The 22,767-nt window shown below is 51.9% G+C and carries 11 protein-coding genes and 1 pseudogene; 11 read left to right on the top strand and 1 reads right to left on the bottom strand.

From position 1 onward, the window contains the following. Positions 1–87: 87 nt before the first annotated feature. From E6C55_RS18305 to E6C55_RS18300, 3 genes and pseudogenes are all read left to right on the top strand, one after another. Complete coding sequence (locus E6C55_RS18305) at positions 88–2,400, top strand: helix-turn-helix domain-containing protein (protein ID WP_168735727.1); 2,313 nt, start codon at positions 88–90, stop codon at positions 2,398–2,400. A 19-nt stretch (positions 2,401–2,419) separates the two neighbouring features. After that, a pseudogene (locus E6C55_RS35420) lies at positions 2,420–2,737 on the top strand (fibronectin type III domain-containing protein); the annotation flags it as partial. A gap of 21 nt (positions 2,738–2,758) precedes the next feature. Beyond that, a complete protein-coding gene (locus E6C55_RS18300; protein ID WP_168735726.1) occupies positions 2,759–6,880 on the top strand; it encodes a sugar-binding protein in 4,122 nt (1,373 codons plus the stop codon). A 198-nt stretch (positions 6,881–7,078) separates the two neighbouring features. Here E6C55_RS18300 and E6C55_RS33870 read toward each other — a convergent pair whose 3' ends face one another. Beyond that, a complete protein-coding gene (locus E6C55_RS33870) occupies positions 7,079–7,453 on the bottom strand; it encodes a hypothetical protein (protein ID WP_168735725.1) in 375 nt (124 codons plus the stop codon). A gap of 63 nt (positions 7,454–7,516) precedes the next feature. On the opposite strand from E6C55_RS33870, the gene E6C55_RS33865 reads away from it, so the two are divergent. From E6C55_RS33865 to E6C55_RS18260, 8 genes are all read left to right on the top strand, one after another. After that, a complete protein-coding gene (locus E6C55_RS33865) occupies positions 7,517–8,641 on the top strand; it encodes an amylo-alpha-1,6-glucosidase (protein WP_330999636.1) in 1,125 nt (374 codons plus the stop codon). 13 nt (positions 8,642–8,654) lie between these two features. Further along, positions 8,655–9,740 carry a Gfo/Idh/MocA family protein gene (locus tag E6C55_RS18290; RefSeq protein WP_136371256.1) on the top strand — a complete coding sequence of 362 codons (1,086 nt, stop codon included), beginning with the start codon at positions 8,655–8,657 and terminating at the stop codon, positions 9,738–9,740. A 275-nt stretch (positions 9,741–10,015) separates the two neighbouring features. Beyond that, on the top strand, positions 10,016–12,241 hold the full coding sequence (locus E6C55_RS18285) for a helix-turn-helix domain-containing protein (RefSeq protein WP_168735723.1): 2,226 nt from the start codon (positions 10,016–10,018) through the stop codon (positions 12,239–12,241). Between the two features lie 260 nt (positions 12,242–12,501). Then, a complete protein-coding gene (locus E6C55_RS18280; protein ID WP_330999635.1) occupies positions 12,502–14,229 on the top strand; it encodes a type 2 periplasmic-binding domain-containing protein in 1,728 nt (575 codons plus the stop codon). A 119-nt stretch (positions 14,230–14,348) separates the two neighbouring features. Further along, positions 14,349–15,206 (top strand): ABC transporter permease, encoded by an 858-nt coding sequence (locus E6C55_RS18275; RefSeq protein WP_136371291.1) that lies wholly within the window; start codon positions 14,349–14,351, stop codon positions 15,204–15,206. 11 nt (positions 15,207–15,217) lie between these two features. Further along, positions 15,218–16,099: a carbohydrate ABC transporter permease gene (locus tag E6C55_RS18270; RefSeq protein WP_136371254.1), complete on the top strand. Its 882-nt coding sequence runs from the start codon at positions 15,218–15,220 to the stop codon at positions 16,097–16,099. 27 nt (positions 16,100–16,126) lie between these two features. Next, on the top strand, positions 16,127–17,404 hold the full coding sequence (locus E6C55_RS18265) for an alpha-L-fucosidase (protein WP_136371253.1): 1,278 nt from the start codon (positions 16,127–16,129) through the stop codon (positions 17,402–17,404). Positions 17,405–17,462: 58 nt separating this feature from the next. Next, entirely contained in the window at positions 17,463–22,760 is a 5,298-nt protein-coding gene (locus E6C55_RS18260; RefSeq protein WP_136371252.1) for a FlgD immunoglobulin-like domain containing protein, read from the top strand. The last annotated feature ends 7 nt before the right edge of the window (positions 22,761–22,767 follow it).

The raw sequence follows: 22,767 nt of genomic DNA, 5'->3' as shown, positions 1-22,767 counted from the left end.
GGGCCGCAATTACTTTACAATCATGTTAAGTATGCTCTTTGGACAGGAGAGAAACTGAGCATGAACCGTATGTGGAGAATATTCCCGATGACCAGGAGAACGACCCGAAGAACGCAAATCAAATTTTTAGGTTATTTCATTATTACCAATCTGCTTGTTGCCGGGATTATCGGCTCGTTGCTGTACTGGCGCTCATCGCAAGCCATCTGGCAAGAAACGATATCCTCCGAGCAAAGCGCATTTACGGAGATGAATCGCTCGACCGAGCTGCTCATGAATCAGGTAGAGCTGTTTATGTCGCAAATCGCCACAAACCCGGATATAACCAAGATGGTGAAATACAACGAGGACGACGACTATGAAAAGATGATGGCGATTAATAACGACTTGAGCTGGAAAAAGGTACTGCTGAGCTTTATCTACAACATCTCTCTTTATTACCCCGATGAGGAGATGGTTTATGAGGTAAACTCCGGGTTTTACAAATTGGAAGATTATCCATACAGTAATCTGCTCGCGTCCGTTGTAAAGCAAGGGGGACTTCGGGAGCGGCTGCCCGTATCGCGAATCGGCAGCATGTTCGGGCCCGATCGGAATTTGAATGTCGTGTCCATTGTCGAACCGATTCCAATGGACGGCTCCGCCCCGCAAGCCTATGCGGTCATCAATATTGAGGCGAGCTATTTTCGGGATATCATTAATTCGTATATCAACAAAGACAGGATGGAAATTTATTTTACCAACAATCAAGATGAGGTTATCGCCAGCAATCGGGTTGACGGCAATTATGCGGAGATCATCGAAAAGACGGCTTTAAGCGCCTTAAATTCAGGGAGCTCCGGCTATAAAATTTCGAAGTTTAAGGGAGACAAGCTGCTCGTATCCGAGGTTACCTCCGAGATTTACGGCTGGAGATTTGTCAGCGTTATTCCTTATGACACGATCGTTGGCAAGGTTCAGTTTATCAAAAGCTACTCGATTGCCGTTATTTTGCTGGCGATTGCCCTCGGGCTTGTGCTGTCGCTGCGGTTCTCGAATCAGATCTCCGCTCCGCTTGGCGCTATTACCGAGCTGCTGAACAGGACCGGCAACAGGCAGAACGATAACGCCAAGGATGTCTTCAAATATATAACAGGCAATATTCAGCGTCTCGTCGAGCGCAATACGCAATTCGAACAGCATATGTCCGAACATCTGCCGGTGCTTAGAAACAATTTTTTGATGCACATCCTTATGGGCCATGTGCCGGAGCAGGAGGAGCTGGAAGCCAGGCTGGGCTATTATGACGTTCAATACAATGCCGACGCATGGCATAACGTCTGTATCATCCCGTTGGCGAATTTCCGCAGGCAGTCGGGTCAGCATTCCGAGCAAGAGATGAATATGCTTGCCGTCTATCTGATCGAGATGCTGAACGAATTTCTGGATAACGGACGCAGAGGGCTCGTATTGAGCACCAAGCCGGATGAGATCGTCATTATTGTGGAGCTGTCAGAGGATGGAGCGACGGAAGGAAGGAATGCGATTCCGGAGCTTGCCTTGAACATCCAGAACGTTGTGAACGAGAGGATCGGTTATATGCCCGCCATCGGGATCGGCGAGCCGACCAGACAATTTACGAGGCTGTCCGAGTCGTACGAACAGGCGGAGCGCGCACTGCAATACCAGATGCTGCTGGGCGACAGGAGCATTCTGTTCTACACCGATATTAAGAGCATGCAGGACGCCCACTTCAATTATCCGTTCAAACTGGAGAGAAGACTGCTGGAGGCGCTTGCGACAGGCGAAGAAGCCGTCGTTGTAAAGCACAACGGGGAGATATTTACCGCCTTTATGAGCGGAGGGGAGTACGGCGAAGTCTTTTATTACTACATGCATTTGTTGAATTCAACAGTGAAGTTCGTCTTTGAGATGGGCGTTAATCTGGAGCATATGACGATTGGCGGCAACCTGTATCGGGAGATTCTGGAATGCAGCAGCAACACCGAGGTACGCATTTGGTTCGAGGAATTGTTCGTTCGAATAAGCCGGAAGATCAACGAACGGACAAGCATGAAGTCGTATGGCTTCGTGCAGTCTCTCGAGCAGTATATTCAGGACAATATCGATAAGGATCTTAGCTTGGCTGTCTTGGCGGCTCAGGTGCACTTGAGTCCGGCCTATATGAGGAAATTATTCAAGGAGGGGACCGGCAGATCCATCAAGTCTTATATTAACGAGATCAGATTTGAACAGGCCAAGCAACTGCTCGTGAGCACCTCGCTTACAGTTGCCGAAGTCGGCGAAAGGATCGGTTACGGCAAGGTGCATGCCTTTATTTATTTTTTTAAGGAAAATGCAGGCATGGCCCCGGGCGAATATCGATTGAAGATCAGGCGCGAAGAAGAAGCTGAATCTTAAAAGGGGAAGAGTGACGGACATGAAAAAACGCAGCAGCTTGAAATCATGGATTGTTGGCGTGTTGCTTCTTAGTTTGCTTGGCACATGGCTTCCTGCGAGGACCGAAGCAGCGGGCAGTATTGGAAAACCTCAAAATGTAACCGCTTCAACGAGCGCATCCTCCTCTATACTGCACTGGTCCGCCCCCGCGGGCGGAACGGCACCCGATGGTTACTATATTTATCGGAACGATCAACAGGTGGGCGACGTAACCTCTGACACACAATTTACGGATTCCGCTTTGACCTCTGGCACAGCTTATGTTTATAAACTGAGAGCTTATACGGGGGCAACGCTGTCCGAAGCGGTAATCGTTCCAGTGGAGACCGGGTCCTCGGCAAGCAATCAACCGCCTGTCATTAGCAGCATATATCCGGGCGACGGAGATGCGACCTATGCGACGCAAGCTACCGTATACTTTATGACAGCTACAAGCGATAGCGACGGGACGGTTGCGACAGTAAAATATTATCGGAACGGCACGTCGATCGGCCAGAGCGCAGACGGCAGCGGATTGCGGTCCTGGTACAATGCGCCGCAAGGCGATTATTCCATTGCGGCCGTAGCCGTGGACGACTCCGGGAACAGCTATACGAAGGTTATTGAGCTTCACATTGGGACCGGCGGCAAGGTGCTGCGGCAATTGTATAAGGATTCGCTGATCAATAGCTGGATGCAAGGCACAGGATTTGGCCACGAGGTCGCCAGCACGAGCAAAGTTCAAGAAGGCGCCTATTCGCTAAGAGTGAAAGCCAATGCCGACACCGCAAATGTTTTGACCCGAATCGGCTCGGTCAATCTCAGCATCTTGCCTAGCAGGGATAACGTGGCGCTGCAGTTCTGGATTTACATCGACTCGGCCGAAGAGGCTTTCCGTCAACAGATGGGGGTAGGGATTCTTTCCTTAAACGGATCGGACACCGTCGAGAGCAGGCTCTCTTTATCCGATTACATCGGGACAGAGGATTTGCAGCAGTGGAAGCTGGTTACTATTCCTCTTAACGAATTTTATAATCATGGCTCCTTTTATAAAGGGGCGGACGGATCGCAGAGCGCCAACGCATCGGAGTTCAACTGGAATTATTTCACGGGGGCCAGCTTTAAGGCTTCTACAGCCGGTCTTCCCGCCATCTATTATCATTTGGACGACGTGAAGTATATTTCGTACACGCCTGCAGCACCGTTAACCATCGCGAGCGATAGCTTGAACGACGGCCTGCTGAATGTAGGTTATCATACGATCCTTCAAGCGAACGGCGGTGTTCAGCCTTATGCTTGGAGTGCAGCGGGATTGCCGGCAGGACTTGGCGTCAATGCCGCTACCGGAGAGTTGTCGGGAACGCCTGCCGAAGCAGGAGAGTTCACGGTCGATGTCACGGCTGAGGATAGCGAGAGCCATACGGTCGCCAAGTCCATGCTGCTGAATATAAAGCCGAGAGACGATATGGACTCGCTTCCGTCCTTTGCGGCGACGGTATTGCCCCAAACCTATCAAACGGTAAAAGGCTGGGGAATCAACCCGTCCAGCCAAAGTCCGGACTTTAACACCAAGTATGCTGCGCAGCAGGCGATTTATCAAGACCTCGGCATTACGATGTTCCGCATTGAACTGAGAGGAACGGCCGGCAATGCGGATGGGTCCTTGAATACGAGCGCTATGGATTCGCTCGCCTCCAATATTCAGACGGCTGTCGATAACGGTGTTTCTCAATATTTGCTCAACATTTTTTCTCCGCCTCCCGGCATGAAGTCCAACAATGATATATCCGGCGTCAATGCGGATGGGACGCCCGCTACGCTGCTTCAGAGTAAGGAACAAGATTTCGCTCAATATGTTGTGAACGCGTTGGATTATATTGGCGCCCAGGGTCTCCCGCTTCCCGTCGCATTCAGCATGCAGAACGAGCCCGATGCCATTGTGCAGTACCAGGCCGCTCATTATGAGAAGGAGCAATACAAACGCGTATTAAAGCTGCTGCGCAACAAGCTGGATAATTCCGGTTACGGCGATCTGTTGCTGATCGCTCCGGAAGCCGGGGCTTATAAAGAGGTCAAACACTTCTTAGGAGATCAATTTGCCGAACTGCAGGCCGATTCTGCCTTTGCCGATGCGATTGGCGCGTTCGCCGTTCATTCGTACACCCGGGTAACCGACTCGGATTCGGAGGTTCAAGCGTATGTGGACGGCGCAGATCAGTTCCCCGGAAAGGACCGGTGGATGACGGAATTCAGTCCGGCCGGCCAGCTTGAAGCGCCGACGCAGATCGATCGAGCTATCGTTTCCGCGCAAGTTTTTGCCGCCGATATGGCCTGGGTCGCGAACAATTATTGGTTCTGGTGGTGGGGATGGGACCCCAGGTATTCCATTGACGACACCGCGCAGCAGACGATTATCGACGGGGATGGCGTCAACTCCGTCAGAAAAGGCAAAATGTTCGATATTCTCGAGAAGATTTTTAACAACGTGCCGATTGGCACCGCAGTCAAGCGGATGTCAACGACTGACAGCTCGATCGTAAACGCTATGGGCCATCGCAGCGATATGGTCGCCTTTGAAAATAACGACAGCACAGTGGCGGTGCTCGTAAACACTTCCGCTGTCGACAAGCGGTTCACGATTAATGGCCTGTCCGGCGCCAGCGCCAGCGTGTATACCATCGCCGACACGAACCTGCAGCAATCCAAAAATGTAATAGGCGGTGCGATTGCCAATGTGCTGGTTCCGGCGCGCAGCGTGACGATCGCGGTCACGTCCGCCGCAGACACGACAGGTCCCGCTATCGAATTCAGCAAACCGGCGAGCCTGATTTACGACGGCAAAAAGTATATTAGTCGGGATGGGGATATCGAGATTGCCGGAACTGTAGATGAAGCTTCTATAGTCAAGGTGAATGGACAGACGGTCTCATTGGGCTCCGACAACAGCTTCTCGGCAGCGGTTGAGCTGACCGAAGGGGCAAACCGAATTCAGATCGAGGCGACGGATGCGAGCGGCAATACATCGTGGCATTATCTTAATATCGTCTACGATCCTGCTTATCTGGCCATTACGCTTGATAAACTGGCGGATAAGGTCAACATCCCGACATACGTAATTAAAGGTAAAGTGAATGCGCCCGCGACGATCAGCATCAATTCCGATTCGGTCCCGGTTGGAGACGATCTGACCTTCGAGCATACGGTGACGCTGTCGGAGGGGACAAACTCCTTTACGCTTATCGCCACCGATGCCAATGGCAACGTCTCCGAACCGGTCACGATCTCGGTAGCAAGCGATTGGCATGAGCCGATCATTGCTGTTGCCCAAGCTTCGGTCGAGACGGAGGATTCCGAGTTTGTAGTGGCAGGTCAAGTGAGCGAGGACGTAACCAGCTTCACGATCAATGGTGCAAGCTATGCGCTTCGTGCCGACCGTTCTTTCTATATCAAACAGGCATTAAATGAAGGCATGAACACATTTGTCATTGCGGCCAAGGATGAATTCGACAATGAGGGCACGCAAGAAGTGAACGCGATATTTACGAAGACGGCTGCGACACCCGAGGTGTCGTCCGACAGAATCGTTCATGCGGCCAAGACGTCGGAGGAGGTTGTCGTAGACGGGCTGTTGACGGAGGATTGGCAGTTGACGACCAAAGCGAATAAAACGATCTATAACAATCAGCTTCCCGTCAACAATATCGTGAACTTCGGAGCGAAATGGGACGCACAAAATCTGTACATCGCAGCGAAGGTAACGGATGAAGCGCTGAAATTCGGTTCTTCGAACGTATACAACAACGATGCGATCGAGATATTCGTGAATCCGTCGAACGAGAAGGCGGGGGCGTACGCAGGGCTGGACAAGCAATTATTTATCGGATACACAGCGAACAGGGACAGCATGTATGTCAATACGGGCGCAGCTTATCAAACGGCATGGCATGACACGGAGGACGGCTACACCGTAGAGGTGGCGATTCCGTGGACCAGCCTTGGGGTTGTGCCGGCTCCGGATGTTGCGATCGGCTTCGATCTGGCCAATGACGACCGGGATGTCGGCGCCAATCGGGAGAATGTCATCGTATGGTCCGGTACCAGCGATAATTACAGGAACACAAGCGAATTCGGCACGCTTGTTCTTGATGACGATGTTCCGCCGCCGGCTTCTGCGGAAGATCGTCCGAGCAAGCCGCTGCTCATGAACGACAACTGGGATGGCGACGGGAATTATGTGATCAGTATGAACATGTGGTGGGGAACAAACGGTACAACGTACAATTTGTATGAGAATGGCGTCTTGATTTACTCGCAGGTGTTGAACGGCCGGACCCCGGCCGCGCAGTCGGCGGTGCTGGCGTTGACGGGCAGAGCGAATGGAACGTATGTTTACCGCGCGGAGCTCGTCAACGCGGCAGGAAGCGTATCAAGCGACGAGATGACAGTGCTTGTCAATCGCTGAGCCATAAGGAGCAAACGTATGGAAACTTCAAATTTTATGTCTTTGGACTCTTCATTATTGGACCTTGCATCATTGCCTCAAGTGCTGGGTGAGGGAGGACTGTTTGCGTTCTCCGGTTGGGATGGCGAGACATGCGCAAGCTCGGACTTTGCAGCAACCTGGGGGGCGGAGCGATTATCCCTTCTGATACATACTCCGTTAAGAAGGAAGCTGCTCATTCCCCTGGATGACGAAGCCAGACTTCGATTCGCAACAGGCGACGCCTGTCTCTTCGAGGGCGATGCGGGTGAGACAAAGCTTGTTTTTGCCGCCTGGCATACCATCATCGGCGTATATTCGTCGGCTGAAGAATGCAGGCTGTTGGAAGAAAACGGGGAGGAGTCCGGCGTGGTTCGCGAGGACGGTTGCCAAATCTCTTGCGACAAGCGCAAGGGCGATGCTGTCGTTGTGCTTGCGACCGGAAGCCGGTTTGCTTTGGCCTTCGGCAACTCGGTCGAAGAAGCCTGTCGGAGAGCGAGAGAGGGAGTCAAGCTCGATGTCAATGGGGCCATACAAGAGCGATTGCGCATTCATACCCTTGTCCCGCGCTTGGCATCGGATCGTCGCACAGAGCTCCTGCACAAATGCGTAAGCGTTATGAAGGTTAATACTCTGGGTCCCGAAGGTGCGCATAAACGATTTTGGTCCACGCCGGACCGTGTGCCTCACAAGGATATGTGGCTTTGGGATACCGTCTTCCATTCTCTTGCCATGAATCGTTTGTCGCCCCTTATTGCCTGGGAATGCCTGGCGAGTATGCTGGATTCGCAGAGGAGCGACGGCATGCTGCCTCACCAGGTGTCGGTGCAAGGCAGGCGATCCGCTATCACGCAGCCTCCTGTAATGGCCTGGGGAATTTGGCAGAATTATATGCATCACCAACAAGAAGCCTTATTGGAAGAGGCGCTTCCCCGGCTTGAATCCTATCTGTTGTGGAATCTGAAGCATCGCGATCTGAACGGCAACGGCCTGCTGGAATGGGATATTGAGGGGGATGTCAACTGCCGGTCGGGTGAATCGGGGATGGACAATTCCAGTCGGTTCGATGAAGCCTGCAAGCTGGATGCTGTCGATTTTAATGTATTTATGGTGCAGGATATGGCCGCTGCAGCCTCCATCTGCCGGGAGCTGGGACATGCAGAGAAGGCTCTTGTCTGGGAGCAATCGGCGCTTAAGATGGAAAAGGAAATTTTGGAGACGTTATGGGACGACGAGGACGGCTTCTTTTATGACCGCAGGTTCGACGGAAGTTTCTCGAAGGTATTGGCGGTGAGCGGCTTCGTCCCTTTGCTGCTTGATGGGATTCGGGAGGATCAGATCGATCGGCTGGTCAAGTGGATGAAGGACGAGCGGCATTTTCAAACCCAATATCCGCTTCCGAGCCTTGCCATCTCCGAACCGACATGGTCGACCGATATGTGGCGAGGGCCGGTCTGGATCAACTTGAATTATTTGATTATCCTGGGTTTAAGAAAGCATAAACGTTATGAAGAAGCGGACTTCCTGTCGGAGCGAACGATTGAGCTTGTTCAAACTTATTACGAGCAATATGGCGTGACGTTCGAATATTACGATTCCGCAGACGGACGGCCCCCGATCGCTTGCGATCGGAAGGGGCCGCGTCAACTGCCCTACGATATCCGGCAGAAATATGATTCGATTCGGGACTATCACTGGACGGCAGCGCTGACGGCTTGCTTGTTGTGGCCCGCTTCCCAATAAGGAGAGAGAGTCGATGGAACCACAAATTTTAAACGTAGGCATTATCGGTTTAGGCGAGGTGGCGCAGGTTATTCATTTGCCTGTACTGGAGTCGCTTCCACAGCAATTTCGAATTGCAGCATTATGCGATATTTCGCCTAAGCTGGTTGAGCACATGGGCGAGAGATATCGGGTCGAGCATCTCTATAACGAGTACACCGACCTTGTAAAGCAGGACGAACTGGATGTTGTCTTTGTGTTGAACAGCGATGAATATCATGCGGAGTATGCAATTGCGGCAGCCGATCGCGGCAAGCACGTCTTTATTGAGAAGCCGATGTGTCTGACGCAGGCGGAGGCGGATGCCATCGTCAGCGCGCAGACGCGTAACGATGTCAAAATCATGGTCGGTTACATGAGGCGCTATGCGGCTTCATTCGTGCGAGCGGCAAGTGCAATCGGAGGTCTGGATCGTATTCAATATGCGAGAGTCAGAGATATTATCGGCCCTAATCGTTACTTCATTCAACCGACGAGTCGGGTCGTCTCCTACGACGACATTCCCGAGGCGTTAAAGGAAGAGAAACAAAGACGAGCGAAAGCGCTGGTTAGCGAAGCAACAGGACTGGCTCCCGATTCGCCGCACAATTCCATTTATCGATTGCTGTGCGGCTTGTCCAGTCACGACCTCTCCGCTATGCGCGAGGCTCTTGGTATGCCGAATGGCGTGGCCGGCGCCAGGGCGACTGACAATGGCAGCGTATTTCTTAGCGCTATATTCGATTATGGCCCTTTCTCTGTTACCTTCGAGACGGGGACCGACCAACAAGGACGCTTCGATGCGCATGTAGAGGTATATGCAAGCGATAAATCGGTGAAGGTTCAGTTCGACACTCCCTATATCCGGCATCTTCCGACTCGATTGTTCTTAAGTGAGACGGCAGGGGAACAATATACGGAATCTGTGATCCGTCCCACGTTCACCGATCCATACACTTCCGAGCTTCAATACTTGCATGACGTTATCGTAAACGACTTGACGCCAAAAACAACTCCTGAGGACTTCAAACAGGATTTGAGCATTTTCAAGATGATTATCGACGCTTTGCAGGCAAATTAAAACGATTGCAGGCCCCCGAGCTTGTCCTTGCGACGGTTCGGGGGCTTATTGCATGCTGGGGAGTTCACTCGAGCTTGACGGACTGCACGGCAGCTTGATATTCTCGATTGACAGGGAATCGGATACAATTGTGAAAGCGCATTCGGAACGAGGCAGGGGGCTCAGGCATGAGCGATAAATTAAAAAGATTCCAAAAATATAATCGCAAAAGCATTCTTATTGCCTTGCTAGTATCTTACGCTGTTGTCCTGTGTGTTCCGATCGGGATTGGCTCGTTGCTGTACCAGAAAGCAACCAATGCGATGAAGGATAATGCCATTCGATACAATATGGCCATGCTGGAACAGATGAGAGGGGTCATGGATAGCCGGATTAATGAAGTCGATCAACTGGCCTACGAGGTGACCTGGAATCCCAAGCTGCAGGAGCTGATCCAGCTTGGCAATGCGATGGACGAATCCGAGAATGCCTATAAATTTCTCGATTTTGCCTCGGACTTATGGCGGTATAAGAACGCAGGCAGCATCATTGACGACTTCTACGTCTACATCGCAAGCGGCGATACGATCCTGACGCCCACATCCAAATTAAGCTCGTCCATCTTCTATGATAAGATTCATCGATTCATGGGTGTCGATTACGCGCAATGGAAGTCCGACTTGTTAACCGGCTATCATTACAAGACCTACGGGAACTCTGTTGTGTTGGTGGACGGATTAAGTTCGGAACAAGTGATTCCGTACACTCTTTCCCTGCCCTTGGGAGAGAAGACGGCGATTAAAGGTCAACTCGTCATTCTTATTAATGTGCAGCAGATTCAGGAGATGATCAATAAGATTGAATGGGCAAGCCGGGGCTCTTTATATGTGATTAACGACCGCAACGAGATTATTCTGACGACTGCCGCTGAGCCGTTCCGGATAACGGAGAGCCAATTCGATGGGGAGAGCGGGATGATAAAAAGCGCGGAGCTAGGCAGGAATCAGGTGGCTGTGTATACGACCTCCCAACAATCCGGGTGGAAGTATGTGTCGGTCATTCCGGTGTCTGTGTTCCTCGATAATGTGAATATGCTGAGAAACTGGGCGTTAAGCTTGCTCGGCTGCTGTTTTATTCTGGGAAGCATAATCATCTATTTGTTTGCCTATCGCCAATACAATCCGATCAAGAAGATGGTTAGAACCATACAGGCGGGAAGAGGCGAATCGCCGGGCGGGATTGCGAATGAGTACGACTACATCAATCACTCCATTCTCCATAGCTTGAAGGAAGAGTCCCGGCTTAGGAGCACGATCGACGCCCAAGTTCCGGTTATCCGCGCCAACTTTTTAGGCAGACTGATTAGAGGCTATGTCGACCGCGCGGCGGTAACGACGGAGACGCTGGCCTTTATGGATATTCACTTGATATCCAATCAGTTCATGGTGTTATTGATCGATATCGATGACTGCAGCCAGTTTATTAAGGATGATTCGGAGAGAGAATGGGTGTTAATCCGTTTTGTCGTCTCCAACTTGATCGATGACCTGACGAGTGAATGGTGCCGTTGCTATACAACCGAGTTGGATAAGGATCGAATCGGGGTATTGTTGAATTTGGAAAATAATCGGCAGACGCGTGTGGAAGATGAGGTGCAGCAGATTGCGAATAAGCTTGTCGAGACCATCCATCACAAATTTAAAACAACGGTGACGATTGCAGTCAGTTCGGTTCACACGGGCCTCGAAGGCATTCGGATCGCTTACCTCGAGGCGCTCAAAGCGGTCGACTACCGTATTTTATTAGGCCACCGCCAAGCTATTCATTATAACGAAGTCAGCCAGTCGGAAGATTTCTATTCGTATCCGATCGAGATTGAGACTCAGATCGTTAATTTCGTCAAATCCGGCGATTATGACAACGTGGAGAGCATTCTGAATCAGCACTTTATCGATAATGTCGCGTTAAGGCAATTAACGCCGGAATTGGCCAAATGCCTGTTCTACGACGTTATCGGCACGTTGGTCAAGGTTATTCACTCGGCGAGCTTAAAGCACCCCGGGCTAATGGATCATAAACCGGCTCCCATCAAACGACTATCCGACTGCGGCACCTTTGACGAGATGTTGGGTGAACTGAAGGAATATTATCGCTATATTTGCGAATATATTCGTGCGAATAAGTCGGACCGCAACGAGCAGCTTATGGATAATATCGATCAGTTTATTCGCAATCGCTACATGGATGGCATGCTTGGCTTGAACCTGATCGCCGAACAGTTCCAATTGACGCCCTCTTACTTATCTACTTTGTTCAAGAAGCAGACGGGCAAGAACGTATCCGACTACATTGCCGAAGTTCGTATTGAGAAGTCCAAGGACATGCTTGCCGATTCTGCGCTGACGATTACCCAAATTGCGCATGGCGTAGGTTACGCGAACGATATTGGGTTTATCCGGATGTTCAAGAAGTATGAAGGGGTTACTCCCGGCAAGTACAGAGCAAACCTGATCGTTAAGTAGCAGAGTCAAAAACGCCGCAATCACTCGTGGCGTTTTTTTGTATTCTGGCCGCCAATTGCAGTTGATCGCATTTCTGTATAGCGAATAGCAAAACAAAGAGGGGCATAAATCACGAAACGATATAGCCATTCGCAAGGATGTATCGTATATTTTCCGCGAACGGGTCGCTTACAATCGATGTGTCGGCCGATAGAACAGAAGGATAGAACAGAAAGATCGAACAGAAAGATCGAACAGAAAATCGAGGAGGGTTACAAAGGTTGAACAACAAACACGTTACAAGCAGCAAGCTGCGCAAGCTGACTGTTCTAATGATCGCAGTATTGGCGTTCGTCGCGGTATTGTCAGGATGCAGCGATAAGAACGAAGCGGCGAATTCATCGCCTGGCGGATCGTCCGGGGCATCGTCCGAGGCAACCTCGTCTTCTTCGCCGGTTGCCTCCGAGCAACCGGCGAACGGCACCGAAGCGGAAGCGCTTCCGATTGTGAGCGAACCTCTCACTCTTACTTATTTTACGCAGTTGGCTGCGAACGCCGCACCTGTCGTCAAAGACTATAACGAGATCGCTGCCTATCAGGAGTTGGAGAAGAGAACGGGAATTCACATTGAGTGGAAGCACCCTGTGGCCGGGCAGGAGGCACAGCAGCTATCCCTCATGATGGCTTCCGGCAATCCGACGGACATCATCGAATACAATTGGACGGACGGATACCCCGGGGGAGCGGCCAAGGCCATCGCGGAAGGCAATGCGATCCGCTTGAATGAATTGATTGATCAGTACGCTCCGAATTTCAAGAAGCTGCTTGAGGAGCACCCCGAATACAAGAAGATGATTACGAACGATGACGGAGATATCTACGCATTCCCGTTCCTGCGGGGAGACCCTTCGCTGCTAACGTCGGCAGGTTTGTGGATTCGCCAGGATTGGCTTGACAAGCTGGGACTGAAGATGCCGGTGACGGTGGAAGACTGGCATACCGTTCTCAAAGCGTTCAAGGAACAAGACCCTAACGGGAATGGCAAAGCCGACGAATTGCCGTTTAACTTCGGACAGCCGAATGCGAACAAGTTCTGGTTCGACCGTACGAGCGCCTTTATCGGGGCATGGGGAATCGGCACGGGGTTCTATCAGGAGAATAGCCAAGTGAAGTACGGCGCGATTCAGCCGGAATTCAAGTCGTTCCTGCAAACGCTGCAAACCTGGTACAAGGAAGGGTTAATCGATCCCGATTATGCGTTGACGGACTCCAAAGCGATGGATGCCAAGATCACCGGGAATCTGTTGGGGGCAGGCTTCGCTTCGATTGGCGGCGGCATCGGTCGTCTCTATCAACTGATGGCCGATATCGATCCTAGCTATAAGGTCTTGGGAGCGCCGTTACCGGTGCTTGAGGAAGGCGATACCTTGCAACTGATGCAGAGGGACTTCCCATACACGGGCTTGGGCGCTTCGATTACGGCAGCGAATAAGCATCCGATCGAGACCGTCAAGTGGATGGATTACAAGTATGGAGAAGCCGGTTCATTGCTGATGAACTTCGGCATAGAGGGCGTCAGCTACAATATGGTGGATGGCAATCCGCAATATACGGAAGCCGTGACGAAGGCTCCGGACAATCTGTCGTTTGCTCAAGCTCTCTCCAAATATGCGCTGCCGGCAGCCAATGGCGCATTCGTTCAGGACAAACGGTACTTCGATCAATTCGCGGGTCTTCCGATCCAGCAAGAATCGATGAAGAACTGGATGCAGGGCGGAACGGAGAAGATGATGCCTCCGGTAAGCGTAACGGCTGACGAGAGCGCGAGATTCGCTTCCGTGATGAATGACGTGAACACCTACATTGCGGAGATGTTCGACAAGTTCGTTATGGGTTCCGAGCCCATCGAGAACTTCGACAAGTACGTGAAGACGCTCAAGAGCATGGGGATTGACGATGCCATAAGCATCGAACAAGCAGCGCTCGACAGATACAACAGCAGACCGTAGTTTGGTTGTCGCGGAAGCCGGGAGGGGAGGACGAATTCTCTTCCGGCTCTGCACCGGATGGAAGGGGAGAGCATGTGAGAACGCTTCGCAAGGACCTGCGACGGAACAGGCACATTTATATGATGATTGCTCCGGTCGTGATGTATTTTGGTTTATTTTACTATCTTCCCATCTACGGCGTTCAAATCGCTTTTAAGCAATATTCCATCATGGAAGGAATTTGGAACAGTCCATGGATTGGATTTAAGCACTTTAGCGATTTTTTCGGCGGTTATTATTTTGACCGAACGCTGCGCAATACCTTATTAATCAGCTTGTACGATATCGTCTTTGGATTCCCGGCGCCGATCATTCTCGCTTTGTTGCTTAACGAGGTAGGGCGTAAACATTTTCGCAATCTGGTTCAGACGTTGACTTATATGCCGCACTTCATCTCCGTCGTTGTCGTGGTTGGGATGATGTTCGATTTCCTGGCCCGAGGCGGCATCATCAATCAACTGACAAGCTCGATCGGGCTGGGAACGGTAAGTTATCTGCAGAGTCCGGAATGGTTCCGGACGCTGTATGTCGGTTCCGGCATCTGGCAGCAGATCGGCTGGGGTTCGATTATCTATATCGCGGCGATAACCGGAATCGATCCGACTCTATATGAAGCCGCGAGGGTCGACGGAGCCGGCAGATGGAGCCAGATGCTGCGCATCACGTTGCCGGGCATCATGCCGACGATTATTATTCTGCTTATTCTTCGTCTCGGCAACGTCATGAACGTGGGTTATGAGAAAATCCTGCTTATGTATACCCCCGTCGTGTACGAGACATCGGATGTCATCTCTACCTATGTGTATCGCAAAGGAATTCTGGATGGCAGCTTCGATTACAGCTCCGCAGTCGGATTGTTTAATTCGGTTGTCAACCTTGTATTGCTTGTCTGCGCCAATTCGTTAAGCCGTCGCGCCAGCGGGTCCAGCATATGGTAAGGGGATTATCCATGAACAGGAAGAAGAGCTTCGGCGAACGGGCCTTTGATATCGCCAATGTCAGTATTCTGACCTTATTGTGCTTTTGCACGCTGTACCCGATTTTATATATTATCTTCGGTTCGCTGAGCGATTCCGTATTGTTGGTTCGCCATAGCGGCTTCTTGTACAAGCCCGTCGGCTTCAGTTGGGACGCATACAGCATGGTGCTCAAGAACCCGATGATTGGGATCGGCTATCGCAATACGCTTTTTATCTTGGTTGTCGGCACCTTTATTAATGTGGCGCTAACGTCGCTTGGGGCATATTGCTTGTCCCGCAGAAACGTTTTGTTTACAAAGCCGATTCTCATGATGATTGTGTTCACGATGTTCTTCAATGGAGGGCTCATTCCGACCTTCATGGTGGTCAAAAATCTTCATATGGTGGATACGCTCTGGTCCGTGATCATTCCGACTGCAATCAGCGCGTACAACCTGATCGTGATGCGCACCTTTTTCCTCTCGCTTCCCGATAGTCTGGAGGAATCGGCCAAGATGGACGGAGCCAACGAATATACGGTGCTGTTCCGCATTGTATTGCCTTTGTCGATGCCCGTCGTCGCGGTGATGATTCTGTTCTACGCCGTGGGGCATTGGAACGCATTCCTGAACGCTCTGATTTATCTGAACGATCGCGACAAATTCCCGCTGCAACTGGTGCTTAGGGAGATTCTGATTCAGAACAGCACGGATAATATGACGACGGACACGGCAAGCCTGGATGCGGCAGCCGTCGCGCAATCGATCAAGTATTCGACGATCGTAATTGCGACAGTTCCGATTTTGTTTATTTATCCCTTCCTTCAGCGGTATTTCACGAAGGGCGTATTAATTGGAGCGATCAAGGAATAGATCAACTCATTCAATGGAGGCTGTGACATGGATGCAGCAACGCCAAGACCGAAGCCTACGGAGAAGCAGCTCGCCTTTATGGATTGGGAGCAGGGGCTCTTCTTGCACTTCGGCATTCGAACGTTCTATGAAGGGGTTAAGGACTGGGATGGCAGCGACATGGATGCGGCAGCATTCATGCCCAGCGAATTGAGCTGCAGTCAGTGGATGGAAGCCGCCAGCGAAGCCGGATTCAACTATGCGGTATTGACGGCCAAGCACCATGACGGCTTCGCCCTCTGGCCAACCCGGTACAGCGGATATTCGGTAGCGAACTCTCCCTGGAAGGATGGACAAGGAGATGTCGTTCGGGAATTTATCGAGGCTTGCCATCAACACGGGGTAAAGCCGGGATTGTATTATTCCCCGGCAGAGCCGTCGCTGCTTAAGGCCGAATGGAGTGCCGACGATTATGACGAGTACTTCCTCAACCAGGTGAGCGAACTGCTTGCGAATTACGGTCCGATCGAGATTATTTGGTTCGACGGCTGCGGTTCGGAGGAGCACGAATACGACTGGGAACGGATTATCGGAGAGATCCGCCGAATGCAGCCGGGAATCCGAATATTCAACATGGGAGACCCGGATATCCGGTGGATCGGGAACGAGGCGGGGATCGCCCCGCTTCGCAACTGGAACGAGGTCGACTCGCTCCCCTATTCCATCCGGACCGACAAGAAGGAGCAGGTTGCGAATGACGGCGGCGTTCTCTGGCTTCCGGGAGAATGCGACTTCCGAATGAGGCAGGAGAATTGGTTCTATAGCGATAGCGACGAGGAGACCGTCAAGAGCCTCGATGAATTGATGGGGCTCTATTATTATTCGGTAGGAAGAGGAGCCAACCTGCTCTTGAATATCGGTCCCGACCGAAGAGGCCTGCTGCCGGACAAGGATACGGCAAGGCTGCTTGAATTCGGAAGGGAGATCAGAGGAAGATTCGCCCGTCCGTTCGCCCGGGGAGCGGACTTTGCCCATACGGAGCTTCAGTATTCGTTCAGCAAGCCGGAGCCCTTCCTGCTCAACCATGTCATCCTCTCGGAGAACCTGATGGAAGGACAAGCGGTCACCGGATTCGGCATTTATATCAAAGCCAATTCCTATATGCCTCCCATCTGCGTATACGAAGGCAAAACAATCGGTCATAAAGCGATCTGCGTTTTCCCTACCGTAAGCGCATATGAGGTAACCGTGGAAATTACCGATTATGTGCATGCGTGCAAAATGGAAGACATTCAACTGTTCTACATTGTTGGCGGTCAGGCTTGATCGGAGTCCGGCAAGTGACTAGCAAATGACCGGCAAATGATAAAAGGAGGAGATTGAAATGATCAGGAAATTTCTCTTTATCTGTGCGTTATTTGGCTTGTCTCTGTTGATGCTCTCAACATCGCACAGTTATGCAAGCGATGCCAATTTATTGCCGAATGCGGGATTCGAGACGGATGCCGCCCCCGCCGACGGCATTCCGGACGGCTATGCCAAGCTTATTTATTCCGGCAGCCCGACCGTTGCGCTGGACACTTCCGAGTTCTACGACGGCGCGAAGTCGGTCAAGATCACCGGAACATCTGCAACCGATCGCGCGAGCATCTCCTATACCTATAACAATGCGTCGAGTTTGGCGGGCAACAGCTACACGTTCTCTATCTACCAGAAGACTTCAGGCGTGACCAGCTCCAATCTCGGAACGACGCTGCGCGTCAACTTCCTGGACGAGAACAATCGCTCGGTTAAGCTGCTCTTGAATAAACCGGGGGCGACAGGAACAACTGCGGGATGGGAGCAGTTGCAGACTACATTCTCCGTCCCTTACGGAACCGTCAAAATCGTCTTGGAAGCCGGATTATGGTACGCATCCGGAACGGTGTGGTGGGACAGCCCCTCGCTGAATCAAGTGAACGTATTAACCAATCCCGGCTTCGAGACGGATGCCGCTCCGGCCGATGGCGTACCGGATAATTGGACCCGAATCAATTACGGGACGACCAATGCAACCTTCGATCTGGATACCGCGACGAAGTACAGCGGTTCCCAATCGGCGCGGATTACGAGCGGGGCGGCGACGACCCGAAGCAACTATTCTCAGAAATTCGACGTATCCGCCTTCCAGGGCAAGCGCTTTACGCTTAGCGCTTACGAGAAAACCGACAATGTGGTGTCGTCGGAATACGGCACGGCAATAAGAGTATTGTTTCTGAATGCTTCGAACGTCAATATCGGTACGAACTTGTATGTGGCCGGCAATAAGGGAACAACGGATTGGACGTCGTTGACAACCGGCTTCGCCATTCCCGAAGGGGTTGTCTACGTTCAGGTAGAATGTTTTCTCTGGCTTGCAACGGGAACGGTCTGGTGGGACGATGTCCAACTGACGCCGTTTACGGACGGGTGGCTCGTCAATTCGAGCTTCGAGACTCCTTCCGAGAATGCCGATCTCCCATACGGCTGGCTGAGAGATGTATCGGGTTCTCCCACGTCCTCATTCGACTCCTCTACCCGATACGACGGAGATCAATCTTACAAGATGACAGGAACCTCAACCTCCGACACCATCAATATTTATCAGGATATATGGATACCGGCCGGCTATACGGACAATCTGTTCAAGCTGACCTCTTGGTACAAGACGGACTCCGTCGTGACGAGCGCATACGGAGCTGCGGTCAAGTTGGCCTTCTATGACAGCAGCAGCAGTCTCACCGCGAATGAAGTGGTGATTCCGGGCGCTGCGGGAACCGTTGACTGGACCAAGCTGGAGAATCTGTTCCTCGTCCCGTCCGGTACGGTCAGAATCAGGGTGTACTTATTCCTGAATCACGCTTCGGGTACGGTGTGGTGGGATCAGCCGGACATTACGCCCTATCGATTATTGAACAATTCCGGCTTCGAGCAGGATCAAGACAACAATGGCATTGCCGATGGCTGGGCAAGCAATGCCATTAATGGGGCTGCTTCAGCGTTTGACGACGGGACGGTCTATGAAGGGACGAAGTCTCTCAAGATGACCGGGACGAGCAAGAGCAGTGTCGGTTACGTCAATCAAACGTTGAACCTGCAAGCTTCCTCTGCGGGGACATCCGCTTGGGGCTACAAGATCCACGCCGTCTATAAAACGGATAATGTGCAATCCGATACGAAGGGCGCCCTCATGGAGCTTAGCTTCAGAGACAGCAGCAATGCGATCTTGTCGACGATCCAGGTACGAGCCTCCAAAGGCACGCAGGATTGGACGTCGATCGATAAGGTGGCAAGCGTGCCGTATGGAGCAACCAGACTGATTGTGCAGCAGTACTTCAATGGCAGCGGCACGATCTGGTGGGATTCCGTTAAGCTTACGCCTATACTCCTGCTCGACAACAAAGATTTCGAGACGGACGACAATTCCGACAATGTCCCTGACAAGTGGCAATTCGCCGCAACAAGCGGAACCCCGGTTAAAGCGATGGACACCGCAAACTACTATAATATCGGACGGAATAGCCATGCGGCGAAATCATTCAAGATAACGAACCTTACGCAGACGGATCAGGCGAGCTTGTCGCAGATCGTCCCGTTGTCCTCCGAATTTATGGAAGGAGGCACGATGGCGGTGAACTATAAAATCAGCCAGGTAACGGTTGACTCCGGTATTGCGGATGCGGGCACGTATGGCGCTCGCATGAAGTTATCGTTCCTTGACGCCGGCGACGCCGCTGTAGGCAATCCGCTGTATGCGATTGGAGCGAGAGGTTCGGCCATGTGGGCCACCTTGTCGAAAAGCTTTATTCCGCCAGCAGGCGCCAAGAAACTGAAGATCGAGCTTCAATTATGGAATGCGGCCGGCACGGTGTGGTGGGATCAGGCCGACTTGCTTCCCGGAAGTCAGATCGCCGCAGAATCGACCAAATTCCTGGACCTGGGGATCGTCGTTCAAGAAGGGCGGCCGACACTGTCGTGGAGAAATTCCAATAATATGGCATTCACGACGATTGAATATTCTCAGGACCCGACCTTCTCCTCCGGGTCAACGACGGTAAGCGGGCTGCTGACGACAAGCTATACGTTGCCTGTGAATGTGCAGGATGGAACTTGGTATGCGAGAGGCACAACGACGGACGCATCGAATATCACGACATCCTACGGCAATCTTCATCAATTCGATGTCCAGAGGCTGCAGGCCTTCCCGGATACGTTCACGCCGAATGGAGACGGAGCCAATGATGGAACAACGCTTGATTACATTCTTCAGGATGAGGCTGTTGTCACGTTGGAGATTCGCGATTCCGCAGACCAAGTCGTTAAGACGATCTATAGCGCAGATGCGCAGACGCCGGGCAAACGCGATATCGCTTGGGACGGCAAGAACGACTCCGGCGTTCAGGTGGCCGATGGAGCCTATACCGCCGGATTAGCCCTGGACATCGGCGGAACGACCTACACCTCCAACAAATCGATTATCGTAAACGCGGCAGACACGTCAGGCTATCGCGGATTGGAGAACGATAAGGATTGGAGCGGCTTCTACGAGGATTTCACGGAGAAGTCGATCAAGCTTACCTTTGATTTATTCGATCCTTCGACCGGCAGATTCACGTACGATTCCTTGACCAATCCGCTGTGGCCGCTGAATACGTCAGGGTATTCGTTCGCATTGGCGTACTTGTACACAACGCCGGGGAACGATTATTACGGCGATTCGATTGCGCTGAGCAGAGCCATTGCGGCATTCGATGCTGTCGTCGACAATGAAGTTGGCACGACCGGATCATGGGCGCGGGAGCGGGATCTTGACCCGAATATGGATCGGTTTGTGCTTGATTCGCTGGCCGAGACGTATCCGATGTTGGAGCCGTATCTCACTGCGGTGCAGCAGGATAAGTGGGTCGGCTTTATGGAACGCGCCGCCCAGTACCAGATTGATACGTACCAGAACCTTCCGGATGCCAATTCGACATTCGGCAATTATCCGAACCAAGATCAGGCATTCGCGCTGGCTCTTGGCGCTGTCGGTTCGATATTGGACAGCGGCAATCCGAATAAAGCGGTATTCCTGAATGCGGCGGCGGCAGTCGTTCCGTTAAGCTTGAATGAATTGACTGCGAACGGCAGCGGGGGACTGTCCTATTTTGTAGGAACGAACCCTTCGCCGTGGTATCAGAACTTGATTTCTCTGTGGGGAAGATATTACGAATTGACCGGGGATTCGCAGATTCCTTCCTTGATCGCGGAATTGACGGATTATTATCCGCTTGTTATGGAGACCGGCGGCGTATCGGAATCTGGCAGCTCGCCGGAGTTGAAGGCGTACTGGCAGAATTGGAACACGCCTCAAGGTGCGGATACGGTTGCGTACTTTACCAACGACGGCCGCAATAAGATGGTGGCCAATACGATCAAGGAACGATTAACGAGAATCTATCCGCAGGGAATGTCGAATATGCAGCAGGTTTACTTCATTGCGGCCGGCCGCAATATGACGACACCGTCCGTAACGCCGGTCAAACTAACGGACCAAGGCGTTGTCAAGGATGCGGATATTAGCGGCTTGCGAGCCAGATGGGGGGACTTCAGCGCGGTGATCACGGCCGGCAAAAATCAGCCGACGCTTGTCTCGACGATGATCAATGACAACGGCAACCCTTACGCTCTGGCAAACAGCGCCCTTAGCCAGGTGAACTTCGAGTCCAAGGAAGGGAATTTGACAGGCGAACGTCCGTCCGATTACGCCTATCTATTCCCGAACCAAGACACCCTTACGGGCGATGCCTTCGTGCAACCCGATCTATCGGTTCAACAGGTTTATGTCAATAACAAGATCGGTGCCCAGCAGGTGAGCTACATTCCTATTCCCGCCTATGACTGGTTGGTGAAGTCGGATACGACCGCCAAGTGGGACTGGAATGTGCGGCAGACCTGGATCGTCTTCAACAATCGTCTTATCGGAATGAACTCGATGAGCGTGAAGGATACGAATACCGAGCTGAACGCCGGCAGCGACAACTTCGCCAGATCCCGTCTGATCTTCGGTCCTATCAAGAACGCTGTGTTCAATACGGAGGTGCTGACAGACGACTTGTATGGCAATTACAACCGCCTGGGCTTCTGGGTAAGCAAAGAAACGACGGCCAACTGGGAATTTAACACCGGTCTGCTGGATAGCACGGAGCCGGGAACCCGGTCCAACAGCGGCGGATTCCGCAGCACCACCCAACTGGCCATTCAGAAGAAAGCCGTGAGCGGCCAAGTAACCTGGGGGCCTTACAGCGCGATGAACGCAGACGATACGATGAGCTACAATGCCGTCTTTTTCCCACTGGAAGACTATTCGACGGCCAAGGAGTGGCACGATTCGGCGGATAACAATATTACGTTCGTCACTCCCCAAGACAAGGTGCACGCGGTCATTATCCATGCAGACGACGGCTCCAATGAAGTCTATGTTGTGATCGCCAACCACTCGGCCGCGTCGGTGAGCGGCAGTATGTCCGCCGGCTTGACGGACGGAGCTTATTCCTTGAGCCAATATGCCGATAATACGGGAACTGCGGCCAGCTCATCGTCCATTACCGTTAGCGGAGGAGCTTATTCGCTGAATTACAGCTTATCGGCAGGCGGAATGGTTATTTACAAAATAAATCCTTAAATGGCAT

The sequence above is a fragment of the Cohnella fermenti genome (genome assembly GCF_004801405.1).
Classification (GTDB): Bacteria; Bacillota; Bacilli; order Paenibacillales; family Paenibacillaceae; genus Cohnella; species Cohnella fermenti.
Note: the sequence above shows the minus strand (reverse complement) of the source record. Positions and strands in the feature narration are given on the sequence as shown.

What these genes read in the sequence shown, in the direction of transcription:
- E6C55_RS18270 (WP_136371254.1), top strand. Translation starts at nt 15,218, where the DNA reads ATGAACAGGAAGAAGAGCTTCGGCGAACGGGCCTTTGATATCGCCAAT.
- E6C55_RS33870 (WP_168735725.1), bottom strand. Translation starts at nt 7,453, where the DNA reads ATGAATGCGCAATCGCTCTTGTATGGCCCCATTGACATCGAGCTTGAC.
- E6C55_RS18275 (WP_136371291.1), top strand. Translation starts at nt 14,349, where the DNA reads ATGATGATTGCTCCGGTCGTGATGTATTTTGGTTTATTTTACTATCTT.
- E6C55_RS33865 (WP_330999636.1), top strand. Translation starts at nt 7,517, where the DNA reads ATGAAGGTTAATACTCTGGGTCCCGAAGGTGCGCATAAACGATTTTGG.
- E6C55_RS18265 (WP_136371253.1), top strand. Translation starts at nt 16,127, where the DNA reads ATGGATGCAGCAACGCCAAGACCGAAGCCTACGGAGAAGCAGCTCGCC.
- E6C55_RS18260 (WP_136371252.1), top strand. Translation starts at nt 17,463, where the DNA reads ATGATCAGGAAATTTCTCTTTATCTGTGCGTTATTTGGCTTGTCTCTG.
- E6C55_RS18290 (WP_136371256.1), top strand. Translation starts at nt 8,655, where the DNA reads ATGGAACCACAAATTTTAAACGTAGGCATTATCGGTTTAGGCGAGGTG.
- E6C55_RS18305 (WP_168735727.1), top strand. Translation starts at nt 88, where the DNA reads ATGACCAGGAGAACGACCCGAAGAACGCAAATCAAATTTTTAGGTTAT.